Source organism: Microbacterium sp. TPU 3598, assembly GCF_002356155.1.
GTDB classification, from domain to species: Bacteria; Actinomycetota; Actinomycetes; order Actinomycetales; family Microbacteriaceae; genus Microbacterium; species Microbacterium maritypicum_A.
Window position 1 is genome coordinate 3,161,706 of the sequence record NZ_AP017975.1, and the last position, 22,426, is coordinate 3,184,131.

The 22,426-nt window shown below is 67.4% G+C and carries 24 protein-coding genes; 12 read left to right on the forward strand and 12 right to left on the reverse strand.

Annotated features, from left to right (window positions below):
- Positions 1 to 6: 6 nt before the first annotated feature.
- Positions 7 to 1,242 (reverse strand): amino acid ABC transporter substrate-binding protein, encoded by a 1,236-nt coding sequence (locus MST3598_RS15080; RefSeq protein ID WP_172889157.1) that lies wholly within the window; start codon positions 1,240 to 1,242, stop codon positions 7 to 9.
- A gap of 126 nt (positions 1,243 to 1,368) precedes the next feature.
- Here MST3598_RS15080 and MST3598_RS15085 point away from each other — a divergent pair, with 126 nt between their 5' ends.
- The 3 genes from MST3598_RS15085 to MST3598_RS15095 all read left to right on the forward strand — a co-directional run bounded on the left by MST3598_RS15085 (position 1,369) and on the right by MST3598_RS15095 (position 3,291).
- Positions 1,369 to 2,382: a LacI family DNA-binding transcriptional regulator gene (locus tag MST3598_RS15085; RefSeq protein ID WP_029259907.1), complete on the forward strand. Its 1,014-nt coding sequence runs from the start codon at positions 1,369 to 1,371 to the stop codon at positions 2,380 to 2,382.
- Between the two features lie 61 nt (positions 2,383 to 2,443).
- Positions 2,444 to 2,617, forward strand: a complete 174-nt coding sequence (locus MST3598_RS15090; protein WP_168436336.1) for an antitoxin VbhA family protein — start codon at positions 2,444 to 2,446, stop codon at positions 2,615 to 2,617.
- Positions 2,618 to 2,649: 32 nt separating this feature from the next.
- Positions 2,650 to 3,291 carry a Fic/DOC family protein gene (locus MST3598_RS15095; protein ID WP_051671155.1) on the forward strand — a complete coding sequence of 214 codons (642 nt, stop codon included), beginning with the start codon at positions 2,650 to 2,652 and terminating at the stop codon, positions 3,289 to 3,291.
- A 56-nt stretch (positions 3,292 to 3,347) separates the two neighbouring features.
- On the opposite strand, the gene MST3598_RS15100 is transcribed toward MST3598_RS15095, so the two are convergent.
- Both MST3598_RS15100 and MST3598_RS15105 read right to left on the reverse strand, forming a co-directional pair.
- Positions 3,348 to 4,847 (reverse strand): arylsulfatase, encoded by a 1,500-nt coding sequence (locus MST3598_RS15100; protein ID WP_021201276.1) that lies wholly within the window; start codon positions 4,845 to 4,847, stop codon positions 3,348 to 3,350.
- Between the two features lie 85 nt (positions 4,848 to 4,932).
- A complete protein-coding gene (locus MST3598_RS15105; RefSeq protein WP_029259906.1) occupies positions 4,933 to 5,826 on the reverse strand; it encodes a formylglycine-generating enzyme family protein in 894 nt (297 codons plus the stop codon).
- A gap of 77 nt (positions 5,827 to 5,903) precedes the next feature.
- On the opposite strand from MST3598_RS15105, the gene MST3598_RS15110 reads away from it, so the two are divergent.
- On the forward strand, positions 5,904 to 6,215 hold the full coding sequence (locus tag MST3598_RS15110) for an NIPSNAP family protein (protein WP_021201278.1): 312 nt from the start codon (positions 5,904 to 5,906) through the stop codon (positions 6,213 to 6,215).
- Positions 6,216 to 6,217: 2 nt separating this feature from the next.
- Positions 6,218 to 7,234, forward strand: a complete 1,017-nt coding sequence (locus MST3598_RS18710; RefSeq protein ID WP_231494476.1) for a GNAT family N-acetyltransferase — start codon at positions 6,218 to 6,220, stop codon at positions 7,232 to 7,234.
- A gap of 133 nt (positions 7,235 to 7,367) precedes the next feature.
- Here the strand turns inward: MST3598_RS18710 and MST3598_RS15120 are convergent, their stop codons facing one another.
- Positions 7,368 to 8,195, reverse strand: coding sequence for an SDR family NAD(P)-dependent oxidoreductase (locus MST3598_RS15120; RefSeq protein ID WP_029259905.1), 828 nt, complete (start codon positions 8,193 to 8,195; stop codon positions 7,368 to 7,370).
- Positions 8,196 to 8,314: 119 nt separating this feature from the next.
- Between MST3598_RS15120 and MST3598_RS15125 the strand changes: the two genes are divergently transcribed.
- The 3 genes from MST3598_RS15125 to MST3598_RS15135 are packed head-to-tail and all read left to right on the forward strand — an operon-like array spanning position 8,315 to position 14,029.
- Positions 8,315 to 11,209, forward strand: coding sequence for a YhgE/Pip domain-containing protein (locus tag MST3598_RS15125; RefSeq protein WP_029259904.1), 2,895 nt, complete (start codon positions 8,315 to 8,317; stop codon positions 11,207 to 11,209).
- Positions 11,206 to 13,386, forward strand: a complete 2,181-nt coding sequence (locus MST3598_RS15130) for a YhgE/Pip domain-containing protein (RefSeq protein WP_029259903.1) — start codon at positions 11,206 to 11,208, stop codon at positions 13,384 to 13,386. The genes MST3598_RS15125 and MST3598_RS15130 overlap by 4 nt, the downstream gene beginning before the upstream one ends.
- Before the next feature lie 25 nt (positions 13,387 to 13,411).
- Positions 13,412 to 14,029 (forward strand): TetR/AcrR family transcriptional regulator, encoded by a 618-nt coding sequence (locus MST3598_RS15135; RefSeq protein WP_021201283.1) that lies wholly within the window; start codon positions 13,412 to 13,414, stop codon positions 14,027 to 14,029.
- A gap of 152 nt (positions 14,030 to 14,181) precedes the next feature.
- On the opposite strand, the gene MST3598_RS15140 is transcribed toward MST3598_RS15135, so the two are convergent.
- From MST3598_RS15140 to MST3598_RS15150, 3 genes are all read right to left on the reverse strand, one after another.
- Entirely contained in the window at positions 14,182 to 14,706 is a 525-nt protein-coding gene (locus tag MST3598_RS15140) for a BLUF domain-containing protein (RefSeq protein WP_292775245.1), read from the reverse strand.
- Positions 14,703 to 14,957, reverse strand: a complete 255-nt coding sequence (locus tag MST3598_RS15145) for a hypothetical protein (RefSeq protein ID WP_029259901.1) — start codon at positions 14,955 to 14,957, stop codon at positions 14,703 to 14,705. The genes MST3598_RS15140 and MST3598_RS15145 overlap by 4 nt, the downstream gene beginning before the upstream one ends.
- A gap of 63 nt (positions 14,958 to 15,020) precedes the next feature.
- Positions 15,021 to 15,371, reverse strand: a complete 351-nt coding sequence (locus tag MST3598_RS15150; RefSeq protein WP_021201286.1) for a hypothetical protein — start codon at positions 15,369 to 15,371, stop codon at positions 15,021 to 15,023.
- Positions 15,372 to 15,509: 138 nt separating this feature from the next.
- On the opposite strand from MST3598_RS15150, the gene MST3598_RS15155 reads away from it, so the two are divergent.
- The 3 genes from MST3598_RS15155 (at position 15,510) to MST3598_RS15165 (ending at position 17,828) form a co-directional block, all read left to right on the forward strand.
- Positions 15,510 to 16,910 carry a threonine/serine ThrE exporter family protein gene (locus tag MST3598_RS15155; protein WP_029259899.1) on the forward strand — a complete coding sequence of 467 codons (1,401 nt, stop codon included), beginning with the start codon at positions 15,510 to 15,512 and terminating at the stop codon, positions 16,908 to 16,910.
- A gap of 291 nt (positions 16,911 to 17,201) precedes the next feature.
- Positions 17,202 to 17,483: a hypothetical protein gene (locus tag MST3598_RS15160; RefSeq protein ID WP_029259898.1), complete on the forward strand. Its 282-nt coding sequence runs from the start codon at positions 17,202 to 17,204 to the stop codon at positions 17,481 to 17,483.
- A gap of 126 nt (positions 17,484 to 17,609) precedes the next feature.
- Positions 17,610 to 17,828, forward strand: a complete 219-nt coding sequence (locus MST3598_RS15165; RefSeq protein WP_029259897.1) for a hypothetical protein — start codon at positions 17,610 to 17,612, stop codon at positions 17,826 to 17,828.
- A gap of 141 nt (positions 17,829 to 17,969) precedes the next feature.
- Here MST3598_RS15165 and MST3598_RS15170 read toward each other — a convergent pair whose 3' ends face one another.
- Both MST3598_RS15170 and MST3598_RS15175 read right to left on the reverse strand, forming a co-directional pair.
- Positions 17,970 to 18,266 carry a DUF7882 family protein gene (locus MST3598_RS15170; protein ID WP_021201290.1) on the reverse strand — a complete coding sequence of 99 codons (297 nt, stop codon included), beginning with the start codon at positions 18,264 to 18,266 and terminating at the stop codon, positions 17,970 to 17,972.
- 87 nt (positions 18,267 to 18,353) lie between these two features.
- Positions 18,354 to 18,878, reverse strand: a complete 525-nt coding sequence (locus tag MST3598_RS15175) for a hypothetical protein (protein ID WP_136024508.1) — start codon at positions 18,876 to 18,878, stop codon at positions 18,354 to 18,356.
- 59 nt (positions 18,879 to 18,937) lie between these two features.
- On the opposite strand from MST3598_RS15175, the gene MST3598_RS15180 reads away from it, so the two are divergent.
- Positions 18,938 to 19,981 (forward strand): hypothetical protein, encoded by a 1,044-nt coding sequence (locus tag MST3598_RS15180; protein ID WP_029259895.1) that lies wholly within the window; start codon positions 18,938 to 18,940, stop codon positions 19,979 to 19,981.
- A gap of 31 nt (positions 19,982 to 20,012) precedes the next feature.
- Here the strand turns inward: MST3598_RS15180 and MST3598_RS15185 are convergent, their stop codons facing one another.
- The 3 genes from MST3598_RS15185 to MST3598_RS15195 all read right to left on the reverse strand — a co-directional run bounded on the left by MST3598_RS15185 (position 20,013) and on the right by MST3598_RS15195 (position 22,401).
- Positions 20,013 to 21,023, reverse strand: coding sequence for an alpha/beta fold hydrolase (locus tag MST3598_RS15185; protein ID WP_096359624.1), 1,011 nt, complete (start codon positions 21,021 to 21,023; stop codon positions 20,013 to 20,015).
- Positions 21,024 to 21,088: 65 nt separating this feature from the next.
- Positions 21,089 to 21,772, reverse strand: coding sequence for a type 1 glutamine amidotransferase domain-containing protein (locus MST3598_RS15190; RefSeq protein ID WP_029259893.1), 684 nt, complete (start codon positions 21,770 to 21,772; stop codon positions 21,089 to 21,091).
- Entirely contained in the window at positions 21,769 to 22,401 is a 633-nt protein-coding gene (locus tag MST3598_RS15195; protein WP_029259892.1) for a TetR/AcrR family transcriptional regulator, read from the reverse strand. Before MST3598_RS15195 ends, MST3598_RS15190 begins: the two co-directional genes overlap by 4 nt.
- Positions 22,402 to 22,426 lie beyond the last annotated feature (25 nt).

The following is a 22,426-nucleotide window of genomic DNA, read 5'->3' on the forward strand; positions in this document are numbered from 1 at the left end:
GGTGGATCACCACGTCGGCTTCGGGAAGAGGAAGTCGGCTTCCTTGACGTCCTCGGGGAGGACGATCAGGATCTCGCCGTCGATCCACTGCTGGATGAGGTGGGCGCCGGTGGGCTTGCCGGTCTCATCCCAGCTGAGCGGACCGACGACGGTCTCGACCTCGTTGTCGCGCAGCCAGTCGATGAGCTCCTGCTGGCACTCGCCCTGCTCGGCACAGCCGACGGCTTCCACCGCAGCGGCGACGACCTGACCGGTCGTGTAGGCGTTGGCCTCGTCCTCCGACGGCGGGTTGCCGTGCATCTCGGTGTACTTCTCGACGAACTCGATGTTGCTGGGGAACTGCGACTTCGGCGAGTACCCGGTGGGGGCGAGGATGCCCTCGGTCGCACCGCCGATGGCGGCGGCGAACTCGGGGTTGGTCGGAGCGGTGGAGAATGCGGCGAGCTCCGGCTGATAGTTGAGCTGCTGCAGCGCGATGATCAGGTTGACGGCGTCCTGATACTGCGTGCCGCCGATCACGATGTCGGCGTTCGACTGCGCGATCTTCGCCGCGATGGTGGAGAAGTCGGTGGTGTTCGGCGGGTACACCTCGTTCACGAGGATCTCGACGCCGGCATCCTCGAGCTTGTCCCTGAGGCCGTAGGCCGTGCCCTGCGCGAACGGGTCGTCCATCGAGGCGACGGCTGCCGTCTCCGGGCGTTCGCCCTCCGGGAGCGCGAGCAGGTAATCGGCGAGGTTGTTGTAGTGGTCGTTCGCGATGGCGGGAGCGGCGTAGAAGAGGTTGTCGAAGCCCTGATCGAAGACTTCCTCCGCGGCACCGGCCGGCTCGACGAAGAGCATCCCGTACTCCTGCGCGACGCGGGCGGAGGGAACCACGAGACGTGTGGAGAACGGACCGAAGACGAGGTCGACCCCGTCCTGCGCGATCAGCGACTCGTAGTCGGAGACGACCCGGTCGGCGTTGGACTGGTCGTCGAGGATCTTCAGTTCGACCTGTCGGCCCAGGAGGCCGCCGTTCTCATTGACGATGTCGCGCCAGGCTTCGTAACCGCGCTCGACGCCTTTCCCCGGCTCCGAGAAGTCTCCCGTGAGCGGCAGCGAGATGCCGATGACGATCGGATCGTCGGAGCCACCCCCCTCGGATTGATCGCCGGTCGCCGAGCAGGCCGAAACCGTGAGCGCGGCGATCGACAGCGTTCCGATCGCTGCAGCGATCCGTCGACCGTATCTGGGTGCAGTCATCCGAGTCTCCTACGTCATCGTAGCGAAAGCGCTTTCGTAAGCGCTTCCGCCACTATAGTGGGACCGAAGAACGAAGAGCAACCTTCCGCGCAATCAGCGTTGATCTTGCTCCATGGGGGAGGTTTCGTGAAGCGTGAAGGGGCGCCACGACTCATCGATGTGGCCGAAGCCGCCGGGGTCTCGCTCGCGAGCGCGTCACGAGCCATGACCGGCGGCTCCGGAATCTCTCCGGAGGTCGCCGCGCATGTACGCGGGATCGCGACGCAGCTGGGATACGAACCCAACATGCACGCACGGGGCCTCGCCGGGGGGCTCGTACCGACGATCGGCCTCGTGGTGCACGAGATCGGCGACCCCTACTTCTCCGACATCGCGAGCGGTGTGATCCGCAGCGCGGCCCTCGAGAACCGTTCGGTGCAGATCGCCCAGGCCGACCGCACGCCCGACAGCGAGCTCGCGCAGGTGAAGTCGCTGCTGCGCCAACGCGTGGGGTCGATCATCATCGCCGGATCGGGATACGCCGATCCGGATCGCGAGCAGGGGATGACCGAGGCGCTGCTGGACTTCACCCTGGCCGGCGGCCGTGTCGCGGTCATCGGTCGCCACCACCTGCCGGTCGATGCCGTGCTGCCCGACAACCAGCGCGCCGGAGTCTCCGTCGGACGACACCTCGCGGAACGGGGACACCGCCGGATCGGCGTCGTCGCCGGTCCACTCGACCTCAACACGGTCGCCGACCGTATCGCGGGCCTGCGTGAGGGCACGGACGGCACCGGCGTCGAGCTGACGGTGGTGTCCAAGGCATTCACCCGCGAGGGCGGCATCGAAGGCGCCCGCGAGCTCCTCGACCGCGACGTCACCGCCATCGTCGGGCTCAACGACGCGATGGCGATCGGCATCCTCAGCGAGCTGCGGCAGCACGGCATCCGGGTACCCGACGAGATGTCGGTCGTGGGCTTCGACGACATCGCCGTCGCCGCGGACGTGGCCCCCGCCCTCACCACCGCGCGGATCCCGATGTTCGAGATGGGCCAGCACGCCGTCTCCCTCATCCTCCGCCCCGCGAGCGACGAGGCGCGGACGATCGAGACCGCGCACGAGCTCATCATCCGTCAGTCGTCGGGCCCGCCCCGCGGCTGAGCGGACACCCACGCGGATGTCTCACGCGACGCTTAGAATGAGGCGGCGGAGGGAGGCAGACATGACGATCGCTCAAGCTCGATCACGTCGGGTCGAAGACACGATTCACAGCGCAGAGATCGAAGGCCTGGAGGTCACGCCCGAGACCCGTGCTGACGCCGACTCCTACGTTGCAGGAACGATCGACTCGCATGAGCTCGTGGATCGGGTGCGCGCACGGTATGGACTCTCCTGAGTTCGCCGACCCCTATCTGATTCCGCACAGCAATGTGCTCCGGAACCTCGTCGGAGCCGCAACAGCCGAGACGCTCGCCGCCGCTGAGGCCGACCTCTCCTTCCGCCCGTGCGCTACAGCTCCTCGATGCACCTGTCACCCCGACCAACGATCTCCGGGAGCTCCAGGCAATCCACCGGCACCTCTTCCAAGACCTCTATGACTGGGCGGGGAGTCTCCGCACGGTTGATGTTCGCAAGAACGTTCCCGGCGCTGACTGTTTCCTCCCTTACGGCTTCATCGAGCGTGCGTCCGGCATCTGCTTCTCCGAACTCGCCGCCGATCACTTCCTGGCCGGCCTGCCTCGCGCTTCCTTCGTCGAGCGGCTCGCCTACCACTACGAGAAGATCAACTACATCCACCCCTTCCGCGAGGGGAATGGGCGGACCCAGCGCATCTTCTGGAATCGCGTTGCGCTCGAAGCGGGCTGGCAACTCGACTGGCGCCCGGTCCACGGCGAGGAGAACCACCTGGCCGCGCGAATCGGGTCCGATGACCAGGACCTCCGTCCCCTCATCTCTATGTTCGACAGGATCGTCACGGAACCCGATACCTTCGACTCTGCCGGCTGGACGGCCGACGAGATACGACGCCTCTCGATCAATCGATCGGATGATCGAGGCACGCACGCCTGATCCAGCCGATCCCCCCTCGTCCGAGCCACCCCGGGCTGAGGGACTGTCGTGGACCGTCAGGAGTTGCCGGCCGTCGACTCCAGCTTCGCCATTACCTGGTTGATCGTGAACGACGCCGATTCCTGCCGTGCCGGGAACTCGACGAGCGTCTGCAGCATCCGCGCGACGTACGCCTGTGCCGGGACGAACAGGAAGACGTGGTCGAGCACCCAATCCCAATAGGTGTTCGATGTGATGTCGGCACGCTCGTATGGATCGGTGCGGAGGTTGAACAGCTTCGGGAAGCGCAGCTCGATGTAGGGCTCCTGCCACACCTGCAGCGTCCCCACGGCACGCTGCTCGAGGAACACGAGCTTCCAATTCTCGAAGCGCAGCGCCGTGAGGTCGCCGTCGTCCGAGACGTAGAAGAAGTGTCGACGTGGGCTGTGCTCGACGGCACCCGTTATGTAGTCCAGTTGGTTGTTCCCGTCCAGGTGCACCGTGAAGTCCGTGCCGTGCAGCTCTGTTCCCGCCTTCAACCGCTCGGCGATATCGGTGTCTCCGACGGCGGCCAACAGCGTGACGAACCAGTCGTTGTGGCTCACGATGCCGTTGAGCGTCGTACCGGCGGGAATGTGTCCGGGCCAGCGGACCATCGCGGGCACGCGGTACGCGCCCTCCCAGTTGGAGTTCTTCTCATTGCGGAACGGGGTCATACCCGCATCCGGCCAGCTGTTCATGTGCGGGCCGTTGTCGGTGGAGTACATGACGATCGTGTTCTCGGCGAGCCCGAGCTCGTCGAGCAGGTCGAGCAGACTCCCCACGACGTCATCATGGTCGAGCATCGTGTCGTGATAGTTGGACTGCCAACGCCCGGCCCGCCCCTTGCTCTCCTCCTTGGTGTGGGTGCGGAAGTGCATGTGCGTCGAGTTGAACCAGACGAAGAAGGGCGTATCATCCTCGGCCTGGGCGCGGATGAAGTCGGCGGCCGCATCGCGGAACTCCTCGTCGACGGTCTCCATGCGCTTCTTCGTCAACGGACCGGTGTCCTCGATCCGCTGGGTGCCGTCCTCGTTCGCCCACGAGTGGAGCACACCCCGCGGGCGGAACTTCTCACTGAAGCCCGGGAATTCCTCGTCGGTCGGATAGTCGGGGTGCTCCGGCTCCTCCTCGGCATTGAGGTGGTACAGGTTGCCGAAGAACTCGTCGAAGCCGTGCGCGGTCGGCAGATGCTCGTCACGGTCACCGAGGTGGTTCTTGCCGAACTGACCGGTGGCGTAGCCGTGGTGCTTGAGCGCGTCGGCGATCGTGGGGTCTTCGGGCTGCAGACCCAGCTTCGCCCCCGGCATCCCGACCTTGGTGAGTCCGGTGCGATACGGGTTCTGGCCGGTGATGAAGGCCGCGCGCCCCGCGGTGCAGCTCTGCTCGCCGTAGTAGTCGGTGAATTTCACACCCTCGTCGGCGATACGGTCGATGTTCGGCGTTCGATAGCCCATGAGGCCGTCGGAGTACGTGCTCAGGTTGCTGATGCCGATGTCATCGCCCCAGATGATGAGGATGTTGGGCTTGTCAGCCATGACGACTCCTTGCTTCGACGCGTGAGACGGGGCGATCGCCCTCGCTCGAAGCCAAGCACCTTCTCGCGGCTGCGCCCAGGGCGCCTCACTCGGAGCGGGTGAGACGGAATCCGATGTGCGACATACCGGTGTCCTCGGCCTGCGGCGAGCGCGCAGCCGGGCGGAAGCGCAGGCAGTAGTCCGGTGAGCAGAGGTGCGACCCACCCTTGAGCACGCGGCGCGGGATGTCGGGGAAACCCTCCTGCGCGCTGGCGACGGCGAGCAGGTTGGTGCGCTTGCCGGCGTCGACGGGGGTGTCGGAGAGGCGGATGTGCCGAGGGGTGTAGAAGTCGGTCGTCCACTCCCAGACGTTCGCGATCATGTCGTAGAGGCCGTAGCCGTTCGGGGGGTACGAGCCGACCGGCGCCGTACCTCCCACGCCCTGGTTGTCGTAGGGGAAACGTCCGAGCCACGAGTTCGCCTGGGCGATGCCGCCCGGGTAGGCCTCGTCGCCCCAGGCGAAGGGGGCGCCGTCCACTCCCCCGCGTGCCGCGTACTCGTGCTCGGCTTCGGTGGGCAGCCGCATCCCCACCCAGTCGGCGTAGGCGACCGCGTCTTCGAACGCGACATGCACGACCGGATGCTGCGGGCGATCGTCGATCGTCGAGTCGGGTCCGAACGGACGACGCCAGTACGCGCCGGGCTGCCAGCGCCACCAATTGCGCCAATCGCCCAGGTTCGTCGGCCCGGAGGTCGGTGTGAACACCATCGCGCCCGGCACGAGATCGGCGGGATCGGCGCCGGGGAACGCGGCAGGATCGAGCTCGCGCTCGGCGACGGTGACGTACCCGGTGGCGTCGACGAACTCGGCGTACTGTGCGTTCGTCACCTGGTAGCGGTCGATGAAGAACGAAGCGACCTCACGCCGGTGCGCCGGGCGCTCGTCGGGATAGAAGTCGTCTGACCCCATCAGGAAGGTCCCGCCCGGGATGTGGACCATATCGCGCGCGTTCGTCACGTGCTCAGCGTAGTGTCCGGGCTCTGCGACATCCGGACCGATCTGGAAAGATCATCCGCATGATCACCGTTCATCTGCGTTACGAGATCGACCCCGACAAGCTGGACGACTTCACCGAGTACGGGCGCACCTGGATCCGGCTCGTGGAGAAGCACGGCGGCACCCACCACGGCTACTTCCTGCCGAGCGAAGGCGACAGCGACGAGGCCTTCGCCCTGTTCACCTTCCCTTCCCTCGCGGAGTACGAGGTCTACCGGACGGCCTCGAAGACCGACCCGGAGTGCGTCGAGGCGTTCGACTTCGCGCGCAGGACGCGGTGCATCCGCCGCTATGAGCGCCGCTTCCTCAGTCCGGTCTTCGAGGGGGTGTAGGCATGAACCCGCCGGCCGTCGACGTCTCGGCGCTCACGGACGTCGCCACGCTGTCGACCCCGCGACTTCGCCTCGAACCCCTGGGCGTCGCCCACCTCGACGGCGTGTGGGAAGGGTTGCTCGACGACGAGAGCATGCGGCTCACGGGCACGCGTCAGGTGTTCACCCGCGAGGCGGTGGTGCGACACCTCGATTCCCTCGCCGACCGCGACGATCGCGCCGACTGGGCGATCATCGAGCTCGGCTCCGAGGAGTACGTCGGCGAGATCGTCCTCAACGAGCTGGAGCCGGACGATGCGTCGATGAACTTCCGCATCGCGCTGAATCCCGGCCGGCTCGGGCGCGGCTTCGGCACCGAAGCGACCCGCGCCGTTCTCGATCACGCGTTCGACCGCATCGGGCTGCACCGAGTGAGTCTCGACGTCTTCTCGTTCAACCCCCGCGCGCAGCGCTCCTACGAAAAGGCAGGGTTCCGGTACGAGGGCCACCAACGCGACACGCTGTTCTGGGACGGCGAGTGGGTCGACTCGATCCTCATGTCGGTCTTGAGCACCGACGAGCGGCCCGCCGCTCCCGAAGCCGTTGACATCGCGGATCGCCCCGAGAGAACCGCGGTTCCGCGGCCCCTGAGCGACTTCCCGTTACACGCGTCCGTCGCCGTGTCGGACATCGACCGCGCCGTCACCTTCTATGAGGGCACTCTGCGGCTCCCCCTGGCACGGTCGGGTCCGAGCGCGCGGATCTCGGGTGGCAGTCGCGTCTATCGCTCAGGCGGCGACGAGGCATTGCACGTCTATCAGTCGACGACCGCAGGCACCTCGCAGGCGACCGTCGCGACCTGGCACGTCGACGACCTGGATCAGGTTGTCGACGAGCTCGCGGCGAACGACCTCGATTTCCTGCGCTACGACGGACTCAGCCACGATGCTCGGGGCATCACGGCGAGGGCCGGCGGAGGTCGGATCGTGTGGTTCGCAGACCCCGATGGCAACACGTTCGCCCTGGAGAGCGACCGCTGATCGTCGCTGCTCCGACGCGGGTTCTTCGGAAGTGCCGTCGGAGGCGGGTCGGAGGTGCCGGCGCCTGGCTGCGGTCAAGACGAGGCCCGACCGGCGACCGCGCGCGATCGACGAGCGCGTGCGGGCGGAGTGATCAACCCGCCGCGATCCACGATCGCGTGAAGCCGAGCACGCCGCTGCCGTCGGTGTCGGCGAGGGAGACACCCACGAACCGCGTCGCACCCTCCGAGCTCTGCCAGCGGAAGCGGTATTCGTCGGAGAGGACTGCCGCCGCGATCGCCGCCCCCGCGGATTCGGCGGACTGCGCGTTCGCGAAGGCCCCGGTGCTTCGCACGATGTACGCATCCAGGAGCGAACCGTAGGGACCACCGCTCTCCGGCCGGATCGCGTTCTCGACGAAGGCGCTGGCGACCGCGGCTGGCTCGATCACGCTGATCCCGACACCGAAGCGCTCGGCGACCACCGCGAGCGACTGCATGAAGCCCTCCACGGCGAACTTCGCCCCGCAGTAGGCATCGGCGAACGGCTGGCCGACCGCGCCGCCGACACTCGTCACCGTGAGGATGCGGCCGTTGCCACGCTCGCGCATCCCCGGCAGCACGAGCTTGGCGAGGTTGACCGGCGCCAGGTAGTTGATGTCGAGCTGCGCCTGGATCTGCTCCATCGTCAGCTGCTCGGCGGTGGCGACGTTTCCCTGTCCGGCGTTGTTCACCAGGACGCGGATGCCGCCGAGCTCCGCCTCGATCTCGGCCACCAGCCGGGCCGCGGCCGCATGATCCACGACATCGAGGGCGCGCACGTCGACCTCGACGCCCGCCTCGGCCGCAGCGTCCCGCAACGCCCCGGCCTTCCCGGTGTCGCGCATGGTCGCGACGACGTGCAGGCCTCGTCGTGCCAGTTCGACGGCGGCGTGGAGCCCCATTCCGGACGAGGTGCCGGTGATCAGTGCGATGTCGTTCATCAGGCGACTCTACGACCCGCCGTCCGGAATCCCCTGACGGTCACGACCCTGGACTGACGCATGCATCCGCTTCCAGCTAACTTGCACGTTGATGTGCACGTAATGTGTAAACTCGTCCTGTGAAACAGAGCTGGCGGGTCTACAAGCGCGACGTCAAGAGACTCTCCCGCGTCCCCAAAGCGTGGATCATCATCATCGGGGTGCTCATCACCCCTGCCCTGTACGCGTGGTTCAACATCAACGCGTTCTGGGACCCCTACGCCCACACCGCGAACATCCGCGTGGCGGTCGTCGACCTCGACGAGGGCGCCACCTCCGACCTCACCGGCCACATCGACATCGGCGCGCAGGTGACGGAGCAGCTCGAGGACAACGACCAGCTCGGCTGGACCTTCATGGGCGAAGACGAGGCCCAGGAGGCCGTGAAGAAGGGCGACGTCTACGCGGCCATCGTCATCCCCGCCGCATTCAGCGAAGACCTGCTCAGCATCACCAGCGGCGACTTCACGCAACCGTCGCTGCAGTACTACGTCAACGAGAAGGCCGGGGCGATCGCGCCGAAGATCACCGACGTCGGCGCCTCCGAACTCGACAAGCAGGTCACGAGCGCGTTCAAGGAGCAGGTGGCACTCGCGGCGACGAACGCGCTGAAGGACGTCGGCGACTCCACCGAGCTGCGGCTGCTGAACGCCAGGGACAACACCCTCGATGCGTTCGACCAGGCGACGCAGACACTCGCCTCGGCCCGCGAGAACCTCGCCGAGACCCAGGACGGGCTCGCCTCCTCGCGCGGCACGCTCTCGTCCGCACGGAACACGCTCGGCGACGTCGACAAGACGCTCGGCGATGTGCAGAAGTCGCTCGCCCAGACGCAGTCGATCATCGCGGAGACGCAGAAGGAGGTGATCGCGTTCAGCGACAGTGCCACCACCGCGTTCCTGCGGGGCACGACGCTGCTCGCCGACGTCTCATCGAAGGCGAACGTCTCGATCACCCGTCTCACCCAGAGCCTCGAGCAGGCGGGGGTGCGCATCGACGCCGGGATCGACGACGTCTCGAACGTGCTGAAGGCGAACGAGGCTGCGGTCACCCGACTGCAGGCGCTCCTGGACGACACCGATCTCAGCGAGGACACGAAGCAGCGCCTGACCGAGGTCATCGCCTCGCTGCAGCAGCGCAACGCCACCGACCAGCAGCTGCTCGCCGACCTCAAGGACCTCAAGACCGCCGCCTCCGACACGGTGCGCTCCGTTCAGGCGACAGCCGACGCGGTCGACCAGGCGATGCAGGACACCCGCGACGCCTCATCGGCGATGCGCGACATCCTCACCCGCACCGTCCCCTCACTGAACAGCGCCATGTCGCAGCTGTCGGCGAGCGTCGGATCGCTCTCAGGGGCGCTGGACGCGCAGAAGGGCGTCCTCGCACAGGCCGATCAACTGCTGGCAGGGTTGGACTCGCAACTCGTCGCCACCTCGTCGGCACTGGAGAGCTTCGACAACGACCTCGCGGGCATCGAGCAGGGTCTGCAGACGTCGCGCACCGACGTCGTCGCGCTCAACGCTGCATCCGAATGGGGCCTGCTCGGTACCCTGACCGATCTGGAACCCGAGCAGATCGCCCAGTTCATCTCCTCTCCGGTCGAGGTCGACGAGCACCTGGTGTTCCCGGTCGACACCTACGGGTCGGCGATGGCCGCGCTCTTCACGAACCTCTCGCTGTGGATCGGCTCCTTCGTGCTGATGGTGATCTTCCGCGTCGAGGTCGACACGGAGGGCGTCGAGGGCGTCACGGTGCGCGAGGCCTACTTCGGCCGCTTCTTCCTCTTCGCGACGCTCGCCGTGGGCCAGGCGCTGATCGTGTGCATCGGAAACCTCATCATCGGCGTGCAGACCGTGAGCGCCGCCGCGTTCGTCGGCACCGGTGTGCTCATCGCCCTCGCGTACGTGAGCATCATCTACGCCCTCTGCGTCGCGTTCGGGCACGTCGGCCGCGGTCTGTGCATCCTGCTGGTGATCATGCAGATCCCCGGTGCGTCCGGCCTGTACCCAATCGAGCTGATGCCCGGATTCTTCCGTGCGATCTATCCCCTCCTCCCCTTCTCCTACGGCATCGACGCCATGCGGGAGACGATCGGGGGCTTCTACGACGGCCACTATTGGCGCTTCCTCGGCGCCCTCGCCGTGTTCGTCGCCCTCGCCTTCCTCCTCGGACTCGTCCTGCGTCGCCGCCTCGCGAACTTCACCCTGCTCTTCAACCGGCAGGTGCTCTCGACCGACCTCCTCATCGGCGAGAAGGTGCAGGTCGTCGGCAGCGGATACCGGCTCACCGACGTCATCCGGGCGCTGTCGAACCGCGCCGAGTACCGCGACGACCTCGCTCGGCGGGCCGAGCCGTTCACACGCCGCTACCCGACGCTGCTGAAGGCGACAGTGCTCACGGGTGTCGCGGGGCTCGTCGTTCTCGGCGTCCTCACCTGGGCGCTCCCCGGATCGAAAGCGCTGCTGCTGGGACTGTGGACCCTCTGGATACTGCTCGTGATCGGGTTCCTCGTGGCCATCGAGTACATCAAGCACAGCTTCGAGCACGGCGCAGAGGTCGCTGCTCTCGACGACGCCGAACTGCGCCAGCTCGCTCTCGCCGGCCCCGCCGGCCCTGCAGCGGTTCTGCGACCCGCGGCTGATGAGTCGTCCGCCACCGTCCCGTACGTACCGGTCGCCCCGGTCGCACCGGTCGCACCCGCTGAGGCGGATGACCGGGACACCTCCGAGGCGCCGCTCGCCGGCGCCGAGGCCGACGCACTGCTCACGGAGTGGTTCGATCCGGAAGCACAGTCGGAGACCACCGGCGACACGGAAGCGGAACCGGAGGCCGACCCCGCGGCTTCCGAGCCGACGGAGGAAGCGACCGCCACCGGGGCGGCAGACGACCCGCTCCCCCCGGAGGAAGAAGCACCCACCGCAGACGACGAGCCCGCCGACGACGAGCCCACAGAAGGGGAGGACCGCGCGTGAAGGACATCCTGCACCTGACGGCCCGCGACATACGTCACGCGACCCAGAACGTGATGGCGTGCATCGTTCTGTTCGGCCTGGTCGTCATCCCCTCCCTGTTCACCTGGTTCAACGTCATCGCCAGCTGGGACCCGTTCGCGAACACCAAGGACCTGAAGATCGCCGTCGCCAGCACCGACGCCGGGTACGAGAGCGACCTCGTCCCGATCCGGGTGAACGTCGGCGAGCAGGTCCTCTCCCAGCTCCGCGGGAACGACCAGCTCGACTGGGTGATCACCGATGAGCACGACGCGATCGATGGGACCAAGTCGGGCGAGTACTACGCCGCCATCGTGCTGCCCGAGACGTTCAGCGCCGACATGCTGACGTTCTACGCCGACGGCGGCGACCGCACGCACATCGCGCTCTACACGAACGAGAAGAAGAACGCCCTGGCGCCGAAGATCACCGGCCAGGGCGCGGAGGGGGTGTCGTCCGCGATCAGCGACACGTTCGCCGAGACACTCGGCGACGTGGCGCTCGGCCTCGTCTCGTCGATGTCGGACTACCTCACCGATGAAGACACGCAGGCGACGCTCACGCGCATCGAGACTCGACTGGGAAGCGTGGGCGCTCAGCTGCGCTCGGGCGCGCGCACGGCCGACACGTTCACGGCCCTGCTCGAGACGAGCCGACCGCTGCTGGACAGCGCGTCGGCCCTGGTCGACGAGGCCGGCGACGCGTTCTCGGACACCTCGGGCGCTCTCGGCAGCGGAGTGGATGCGGCGAGCACGCTGAAATCGACCCTGCAGACGGCGGCGCAGTCGCTGGCGGACGCCCTCGAGGCCACATCGAACAGCTACGACGCGGTGGGCCAGCGCATCGACGAGCTCTACGCAGGTGCCGCCTCGCTCAGCGGCAGCCAGGTGCAGGCGATCACCACGCTCGCGGAGCGCGTGCAGCAGCAGATCGATCAGTATGCCGCGGTGAAGAACACGCTGGTGACGCAGGTCGGACCGAACCTTCCCGAATCCGCCCAGCCCGACTTCGACGCCGTGATCAGCCGACTCGACGAGGCGATCGCGCGGCAGCAGGCGCTGCAGCAGCGCCTGCAGACTGCGGCGACCGAGATCGCGGCCGGCAACGACTCGGCACAGAGCTCGCACCAGGAGATCACGGCGGCGATCGCCGAGGCCAAGAAGGCGATCGCCGACGCCCGGAGCACCTACGACGACGGGCTGAAGGCGCAGCTGAACGCCCTGTCGTCCACGCTCACGCAGATCGGGTCCGACGTGTCGGCGATCCGCTCCGACCTGTCCGGCATCACCTCCGGGCTGTCCGGAGCATCCGACTCCGTGCTGTCGACGCTGTCGCGAGCGCAGGAGGCCACGACGCAGCTGTCCGCATCGTTGAACGCCCTGGCCGACAGGTTCGACACCGTGCAGCAGTCGATCGCGAAGGCCGCGGACACCGGCGATCTCAGCGCGCTGATCGGCGCCGATCCGGGTGTGCTGGCCACGTCGCTCGCCGAGCCCGTGCGCCTCGATCGCACCGCGGTCTTCCCCGTGGCCGGGTTCGGTGCGGCCATGGCCCCGCTGTACATGATCCTCGCCCTGTGGGTCGGTGCCCTTCTGATGACGGTGACGATCCGCGTCGATGTGAACGCCGAGACGCTCCCCGACCGCCCCGAACTCACGCCGACGCAGAAGTACCTCGGCCGCTACGGCATCTTCGGTCTGGTCGGTCTCGCGCAGAGCACGTTGCTGACGCTCGGCCTGATCCTCTTCGTCCAGATCGAACCCGCGCATCCGCTTCTGCTGATCCTGGCCGGGTGGGCGATCTCGACCGTGTTCACGCTCATCGTGTACACGGCGGTGGTCGCGTTCGGCAACGCGGGCAAGGCGCTCGCCGTGCTGCTGCTCGTGATCCAGATCTCCGGGTCGGGCGGTGCGTACCCCCTGCAGCTGCTTCCGGACTGGTTCCAGAGCGTCAGTCCCTTCCTCCCCGCGACCTATGCCGTGAACATGGTGAGATCGGCGATCGCCGGCGTCTACCAGGCCGACTTCTGGTGGGCGCTCGGCGCACTCGCGCTGTTCATCGTTCCGGCGCTGCTCCTCGGACTCGTGCTGCGGCGGCCGTTGATGACCTACAACCGCAAACTGGTCGAGGCGCTCGCGTCGACCAAGCTGATGTCCTGATCCCCGCGCCCCCGAAGGACCCGAAGTGACCGCACCGAACCCGCCGCGTCGACGCGACGCCCTGGCCAACCGGGAGGCCCTGCTGCGCGCGGCGCAGTCGGTGCTCGCGACCAACCCCACGGCGTCGCTCGATGTCATCGCGCAGGCGGCAGGCCTCACCCGCCGCGCCGTCTACGGACACTTCGCCGACCGCGACAGCCTGCTCCGCGAGGTGATCGCGGTCGGTGCGCAGCGGTTCAACGCGATCGCCGAGACGACCGACGAGTCCGACCCCCGGGTGACCCTGGCACGGATGGCGACGCGGCTGTGGCGGGAGGCCTCCGCCGTGCGCGCCTCGGCCAACATCGCCCTCGACGATGCGCATCTGGCCGATACCGTGCTCGCCCTGGCGCCGCTGCGTCGCCGCATCCGCGATCTGACCAGCGTCGGAGTGGACTCGGGGGCGTTCCGGGGAGACATGCCGGCCGATCTGCTCGCCTTCCTCATCGAGGAGACCGCCAGAGCAACGCTGCGCGAACTGCGGCTCACCACGACCGACGCGGATTCGACCGTCGTCCGCGTGGTGCTGAGCATCGTGGGCCTCTCGTGGACCGAGCAGGCCGAGCTCATCGCCGCGCACCCCGAGGTCTTCGCGCAGGACTGAACCCTGCGTCCCACACCGAGAGCTGCGACACCGAGATCTGCGACACCGAGATCTGCGACACCGAGATCTGCGTGCAGTGCGGGGCTCTGGAGCAGGGCCGAGGGGACCGTTCCGTACCGTTCCCGGCCCGGCCGGCCCGGACGCGAGACCGCTCAGACGATCGCGTCGTCGTGCCGCGGCACCCCGTCCTCATCCAGGACCTCATCCGGGTCCGACTCCACCGGCGATGAGGACCGATCATCCGCGCGCACACGGAACCAGAGCGTGAGCTCGGTCAACGCTCTCACCGCTGTGCCGACATCCGATCCCGCATCCAGATCTGCGAAGGAGTCCCGGTACCCGGTGGGAGCACTCGCGCGGCGCTGCAGTGGCCGATACCCCATGGTCCAGTCCGCGAACCGACGCTCGCGGATCGGTTCCTCCAGGAGCACCCGCAGATCATGGTGTCGGGAATCCCCTCGGATGCTCTCGAGCACGCGCGCCACGGTGTCCGGATTCCCTTCCAGCACCTGAATGAACCGCCCCTCCCGATGAAGGAGCATCCCGGTGATGCCCCGTCGAAGATTGAGACGTCGACACACGGTCAGCAGATGCTCGAGAGCCGTCGCGCGAAGCGGCTGAGACGCGGTGCTCGTGTACACCAAGGAGATCAACCCGGGTGCCGTGCCGCCGTTCACAGCGCCACCCCCTGCTCACCGTCGCGGACCGTCGGCGAGGGCTCCCCCGTCAGCTGCTCCACCGCGTTCGTGGCTGCTGCCAGCGTCGCGAAGTCGCCGAGCATACGGGACCGGGCGTCGAACGCGCGATACGCGCCGCCCGCCTGCCTGTCGACATATCCGAGGAAGTCGCCGCGGCGGCTCCCGACGTGGAAGCCCTCCTCGACGCACGCCCAGAGGACGTCATGATCAGGTGGGGCAGAGTGCGGCACCCCAGCAGAATATGCGTGCGGCGCGCTCACCGCGCTCCCCTTTACAGCGGCCCAGCGGGTGCGCTAAGCGCGGGTACCGTGCTCGATGTCGATGTCGACCGCGGGAATCCCGAATCCGCCGTCGTCCTCGTCGTCGCCGGGGGTCCGCTGCGGGAACAGGGGGTGCATGCGGATCTGGGCGGCGTCTTCGGAGAAGTCGGGGTCATCGCCGTCGGAGGTCTGCGGACCGACGAGCAGATCGTTGCCGACGCCGACGATCAGGTCAGCGGAATCCTTCTTCCCGTCCACCACGATGGGAAGCCGCAGAGCCGCCGACTCCCCTTCACTCGCGAGGGCGGCGGCGAGAGCGACGAGCGCCTCGGCGACGTCGTCCGTCGTGACCACCTGTTGGCCTGCGTACGATACGAGTTTCATGTCTCCGACGGTGCCATCACGCGGAGCAGGCCCCAAGGGGGTTGTGCGGACCACGTCCGACGCGCTAACCGCGAGCGAGTGCACCCACGACCGGACAGCCTTCCCCCGATCACCCGCCCGGGCGGGAGAATGGAGCATATGTCCGCGAGATCCCGCCGGCCACTGCTCTCCTCCGTGCGCCGTCTGCTGCACACCGATCCCTCGGCCGTCGCGCACACCGAGGCGATGCCCGTCATCGACGAGCGCACGGTCCCCCGGGTGCTCGATCTCGCGACCCGCATCGGTGAATCGATGTTCGCCGTCGGCGCCTCAGCACACGAGGTCACGCTCGCGATCACCCGTGTGTGCGATGCCTACGGGATGCGGGGCGTGCAGGTCGACGTCACCTACAACTCGATCACGGTGTCGTTCCATCTGAGCGGCGAGGTCTGGCCCGAGACCCTCGTGCGCGTCGTGCGTGTCACCGCTCCCGATCACGCGAAGCTGCAGCGCGTGCAGGCCCTGGTCGCCGACATCGACGGCGGCCTCGACCTCGAATCCGCGCGCACCACGTTCCGCGCCATCCGACGGGTACCGTTCCGGTACCAGCAGCCGGTCGTGATCGTCGCGCGCGCCCTGCTCGCCGTCGGCGTCAGCATCATGCTCGGCGCCGCCCCGATCATCGTCGGTCTCACGTTCGTCGCGGCGCTGTGCGCGGCACTGACACAGGCGGGGCTCGCGCGACTCCGGGTGCCGCTGTTCTTCAGCCAGATCGCCGGAGGATTCGTGACCACGGTCGTGGCTGTCGTGGTCTCCGCGCTCGGTACCGCCGGGATCGAACCGTTCGTCGGCATCCGCCCGTCGATCATCGTCGCCTCCGGCATCGTGCTGATGCTCGCCGGCCTGACCGTGGTCGGCGCCGCGCAGGACGCGATCGACGGCTTCGCCCTCACGGCCGGCGGACGCATCCTCGATCTCACCATGCAGACACTCGGCGTGGTGATCGGCATCCTCGTCGGCCTGGAACTCGGCGGCGTCCTGGGCTTCACCATGGACCTCCCCGACGACCCCGCGCCGTTCGGACCGCTCGTGAACCAGTTCGCCGGAGCGATCATCATCGCGGTCGCCGTAGCCGTGTTCAACGGTGCCGGCATACGGATCATCCTCGTCAGCGCGCTGCTCAGCGCTGTCACCCTCGCCGGCTACTCGACATCGGTGGCGCTGAACCTGCACCCCGCGGCGGCGAGCGCGGTCGGTGCCCTGCTGGCGAGCTTCCTCGGGATGCTGATCGCACGCAACCTGCACGTGCCCTCGGTCGCGGTGACCACCGCCGCGATCGTGCCGCTCGTCCCGGGAGTCGCGGTGTTCCAGGGGCTGCTCGAGATGGTCCACGCGGCCGGCACCTCCACGGGCATGCTGCTCGCGGGGGGATCGCTCATCGATGCGGCGGTCATCGGCATCGGCCTGGCCTCCGGCGCCTCGCTCGGCCTCTATCTCGGCACCCCGGTGCGTGCCACGCTCGCGAGCGTGGCGAAGACGCGGGCCCGCGTCCGCCGCTGATCGGCGCCCACGGTGTTACCTGCTCGTCGAGTGCACGGGATCTCGCCGAGTGCACGGGGTGTTCGCGTCGACAGACCGTGCACTCGCGCGCACGCCGTGCACTCGGTGAACCGCGAGCACCGTGAGCACCGCGGGTTGAGCAATATATCGGTTCGGATTACAATTCCAGTGAATTCTGGCGGGCTGAAGAGCGCCCGTTGACCGCGCGGACGCATGCACCGCGCCGCGCGGGGTGGTGCGCTCCTCGGCAGCCGATACCGGTCCACCGATGGGAGTGTTGAGTTGTTCACAATGCCCGATCCCCGATTCGAGCTGAGGAAGATCACCGATACCGAGTGGCTGATCCTCGATCACCGCTATGCCCAGAATGACTCGCGACGCACGGTCGCGTGCATCTATGAGGTCGATGCCGCGGAGGTGGAGGTCGTCTGGCTGCGAGACCTCCCGCTCGCGAGTTCGTACATGACTGCCGCCGACGTGTGGGAAGACGTCCAGCGTTTCCATGCGCCGCGCCGCGCCGGCCGACCGATCCCGATCCCGATCCCGCATCATCCGCCCCTCGCGACCGCCTGACCGGGCGATCACGCTCACGCAGGCGGGATTCTCCGCTCGCTCGCGCACGCCTGTCAACGGGCAGACGTGCACGCCTCACAGGGGCAAGACTGGGCGATCAATCCACCTCGGTGAACGGAGAACATGATGTCAGACCCGCAGGACCACACGGACGACACACCCGCAGTCGAAGCCCAAGGCATCGATCCCGACATGCCCTCGACCGACGACGGCCCCGAGACAGACGAGGACGAGGACGAGAACGACAACCTCGGTGCGGAGAAGGGCAAGGGCACCCCTCCCACGGTGCCGCCCACGGGCGGTGGCTCCGAGGGTGTTCACGCCGAGGATGCTCGACGCGACTGACCGGAGTGGAGCGCCGTTGCATGCTCCCGCTCCAGGGACGGTGACGCGGGCTTCGGGCTCGGAGAAATGGGTGCCGGGCTCGGAGAAGTGAATGGCGGACGGCGGGGACGGGAACGATCTCCGACTGTTCGCCGATCACTTTTAGCCGAGCTGATCGAGGACGAGTTCTCCGCGGGCGTTGAGGTTCTCCATCATCCGCTCGATGCGCTTGGTGTCGATCTCGGGCATCTTGGAGCCGTCGAAAGCGAGCGCCAGCGGAATCGCGGGGTGCATCCAGATGGTGAGCCGACCGGCAGGGTTCTTCTCCTCCGGCAGCCACGTCATCATGAAGCTCTCGTGTCGACGGAGCTTCGTGCCGATCACGATCTTCAGGTGCGCCAACGTCGCATCGTCGATCACGATCGGAGGGCGTGAACTGTTGTACTCGAGAGTTCCCATGCTCCGAGAATACGCGCCTCTGCGCGTCTCCGAGCCCGATGTCGACGCGTGATCGAGGCCGGACGGCCACCACCAGGCAGCCGCCTCTCAGTGTCCGTGCGCAAGCTGTTGGATCAGAACGACAACGCTGCCGAGCGCAACGAGGATTCCGAGCGCGATGGCCTGTTTCCACCATGGAGCGTCGGTCCGGCGTACGGCCACGTAGCCGATCAGTCCGAGGATCGCGACGTAGGTGATCGATGCGATCGTGAGAGCGGTTCCCAGATCGATCCACCCCAGTACAGCGAGGAGAAGGACGAGGAGAGGCACCGCCGCTGAAGCCATCGCCGTCCCGGTCAGACGAAGGAGTCGGCCGAACTCGCGGCGGTCAGGGAAGGTCGCATGCACGGCCAGGTGCGCCAGCAGCTCCGCGACGAATCCAGCGATGGCGATCGCGACGATTCCGACGAGGAGCGTGATGGTCGCGCGACCAGCGTCGGTGTGGGCGACGTTCGAGTTCTGGACGAGCACGATGGCGAGCCCCGTGAACGTGGCATAGACCCGCTCCTTGATCGACGCGGTGTCCACCCCCACCTCCTCGTCGTGGGTGCGCCCGTCGTCGGAAAACCGCATGCGCCGCAGATTATCAGCCATCACCCGCGGGCCCATGTCGGATGTCGTAGCCTCGACGCATGGTGAGTCCCAGCGACAGCGCGGTCGTCGAAGCCCGGTCGGCTCCGCGGACCACGGCCGGACGTTCGCTGGCGGTGATCGGACTGACGATCCCGCTCATGCTTCTGATCGACTACGCGGTGTCCTACGCAACGGTCATCGCACTCTTCGGCGGTCTGCCGTTCGTCCTGATAGCGGCGATCCTCATCGCGTTCGCCGTGCTCGCAGGCGGTATCGCGCTCCTGAGCACGGCGTTCACGGGACGGCCGGCGATCCTCGGTGGAGTGGTCGCTGCCGGGGTGCTCACGTGCGCGGGGGCGTTCGGGCTCGTGCACGGCATCCTCGGTCCCCTGGCTCTTCAGACCGATGCCCTGCTGCATGTCGCGGTGTGTGCTCTCGCGGCTCTCACGTTGGGAATCTTCCTCGGGCCGCTGCCGCTGCGGGTCGCAGGCGCGGTGTCCGCCGCGGCGCTGGTGGCCGTGCTGGCCCTCGTCCCGACACCGACCGAGACCGCGGCCGTCGATCGCGCGAATGCCGAGGCCGACCGTTCGGCCGAGGTGAAGGCGAGCTGGATGAGGTCGGGGAAGTTCCCGCTCGTGACCGACCTCGACGATTGGTCGAACGTCGAAGTCAGAGCGACCGGGACGGATGCCGCCACCTGGGTGCGCAGTGACACCGGCTCCGTCGCACGCATCATCATCCAGTGGAACGCGGTCGAACCCGACCCCCTCGCGCCGTGCAACTTCATCGGCGGACCCGGACGGGAGTGGGATCGGGGTCCCGACCAGCTGCCGTCGTGGTGCGTGCGCACAGGCGACCAGTGGTCGCGGTCAGACGGTACTGCCGTCTACAGCTACGACGCGGGCACCGGCACCACGATGTGGATCATGGCGTTCGGCGGGTACGACGCCGAACGTGTCGGCGGATCGAACGCTGCGACCGCGGAGGACATCGCCGCTCTGATCCCGTCGCTGCACCCGATGAGCCGGGAGGACGCGGAGCGCTACCTGCTTCCGACGTTCGACGGCATCGACAGCCCCGAGGTGCAGACGCCCGACCTGTGAGTCGACGTCACGCGTGAACCCCGCCGCCCGTTCAGGCGGAAGGCGCATGGGGCAGTGCCAGATCCACGAGGCTCACGACGAACTTCCCCGGCTCCTCGAACATGCACAGGTGTGCGGAGTTCTCGAACCAGACGACGTCCACCGACGGCGCCGACACCTCGTCGATCCAGCGTTCCACCGGAGCCGTCGGAGTTGTCCAGTCATGGCGTCCGAGGAACTGCAGCATCGGCACCGCGAACGAGGTCTTCGCACGAGCGTCGAAGGACAGCAGCGCCGGAAGCACGTGGGGCATGGTCACCTGTTGTCCGACGCCGATCAATGCCCGCTCATCAGCCGTGTAATACGGCGACAGCCCGGCCGCGTCCGTGAAGTAGGCGAAGTCCGAGCGGTAGGCGGAGAGTCCGCCGTAGTGCTGCGCCCATCTCCGGCACGTCACGATGCGCTCGATCGTGAGAGGCTGCGTGCCGGGATACTCGCCGAGCGACTGCAGTTCGGCGATGGCCTGCTCATTCCCGTCCGTGAGTGCGCTGCGCATCGCGAAACCGAAGCTCTCGGCCTCGTTCTCCGGACCGGAGATCACCTGCCCGACCCCGATGTAGGCCCAGAGCAGGTCCGGCCGCCGCTCCGCCAGGGTGAGGCCGATGATCGTTCCCCAGCTGTGCCCGAGTACGCCGACCGTACTCACCCCGAGTTCATGCCGGAGCCAGGCGATCAATTCCTCGAGGTCTTCGACGTACCGCTCGACGCTCAGATCCATCCCGTCGTGCGCCCCCGCCGCAGACCTCCCACTGGCACGCTGGTCGTAGTTCACGACGGTGAAGTAGTCCTCGACCGCGCGTTGCCAGATCCACGATGACGGCAGCGAAGGGAGGGCCGGGCCGCCATGGCAGACGATGAGCACAGGGTTGCGGGTATCGCGCCCTCGAATCGAGACGAACTGCTCGACGCCGCCGAGCTCGACGAAGGTCGTGCGATCGATCGCTTCGGGATTCGGGAGGCGGCAGAGATCGGCGATCACTGCGGGGCCGTTTTCGTCGGTCATGCCGTCACACTAGCGAGACGTCGGTACGGTCTTCCCTCCCGCCGCCCTCTCGCTCGCAGAAGTGTTCAGAGCAGTGCGGCGACCTTCTCTGCCGTCTCCTTCGCGGAGCCGGGGTTCTGGCCCGTGACGAGATTCCCATCGACGACGGCATAGGAGACGAACGGCAGCAGCGCCTTCTCGTACAGGGCGCCGCGCTTCTTCATCTCCTCCTCCGCGTTGTACGGCACGAGCTTGTCCACACGGGCCAGCACCTCCTCCTGCCAGGCGAAGCCGGTGACCTTGCGACCGTCGACCAGGAGAGAGCCGTCCGAGAGTCGCGTGTTGAGCAGACCGCAGTAGCCATGGCAGACCGAGGACACGATCCCTCCCCGCTCCCAGATCTCTCGCGTGATCCGCTGCAGTCCTTCACTCTCCGGGAAGTCGTACATCACCGCGTGACCACCGGTGAAGAAGATCGCGTCGTAGTCGGCGGAATCGACTTGGTCGGGCCGCAAAGTGGTCTCCAGCAACGCCATGCGTGCGGGGTCGGCGCGCCATGCCTTCGCTGTCTTGTCGTAGCTGGGGAACTTCAGCGACCGGGGCTCCAGCGGCGAGGGCCCGCCAGCCGGACTGACGATCCGCTGCTCGAAACCTCGCTCCTCGAAAACCTCCCATGCATGGGTGAGTTCCGACAACCAGAGCCCGGTGGGGTGGTCGGGGTCGTCGTAGTGTCCGATGTTGGTGACGACGTGCAGGATGCGTCTGGTCATGCGAGTCCCCCGGGGATCGAATCGGCCGCCGATGGCGGTGCCGCATGGGTGGGGATCGCGAAGATCGCCGCAACGGACGACCGCACCCGCTCAGCCACCGCTTCGGCGGGTTCGGGACGGAACTTGCCGTCGAGGTGCAGGAAGGCGAGGCCGTGGGCCATGCTCCACAGCGCCGTGGACAGGCTCGGCACGTCAGCCCCGGGGAACAGCTCTTCGATCGCGTCGTTCAACACGGCGTGCAACCCATGGGACGCCCGCACACGGTCGCTGTCGGATTCGTCGCATTCGTTGCCGAACATCAGCCGGAAGACCGCGGGACGACGCAAGGCGAATGCCACATAGGCGATTCCGAGCTGCGTGATGACGGCGGGCGCCGGCGAGGCGGCGGGGACTCGTTCCAGAGCGGCGGCGAGGTCGGCCTGCAGGTCCTTGAAACCTTCGACCGCGACGGCGGAGTCCAAGGCCTCCCGGTCGGCGAAGTGCCGATACGGGGCGGCCGGCGACACCCCCGCCCGACGCGCGACGGCGCGAAGCGAAAACGGCTCCCCGGCCTCGAGAGCCTGTATCGCCGCATCCAGAAGAGCTGCACGGAGATCGCCGTGATGGTAGGTCTTCTCAGAAGTTGACACCGATAACATCCCCTCGTACGATCAT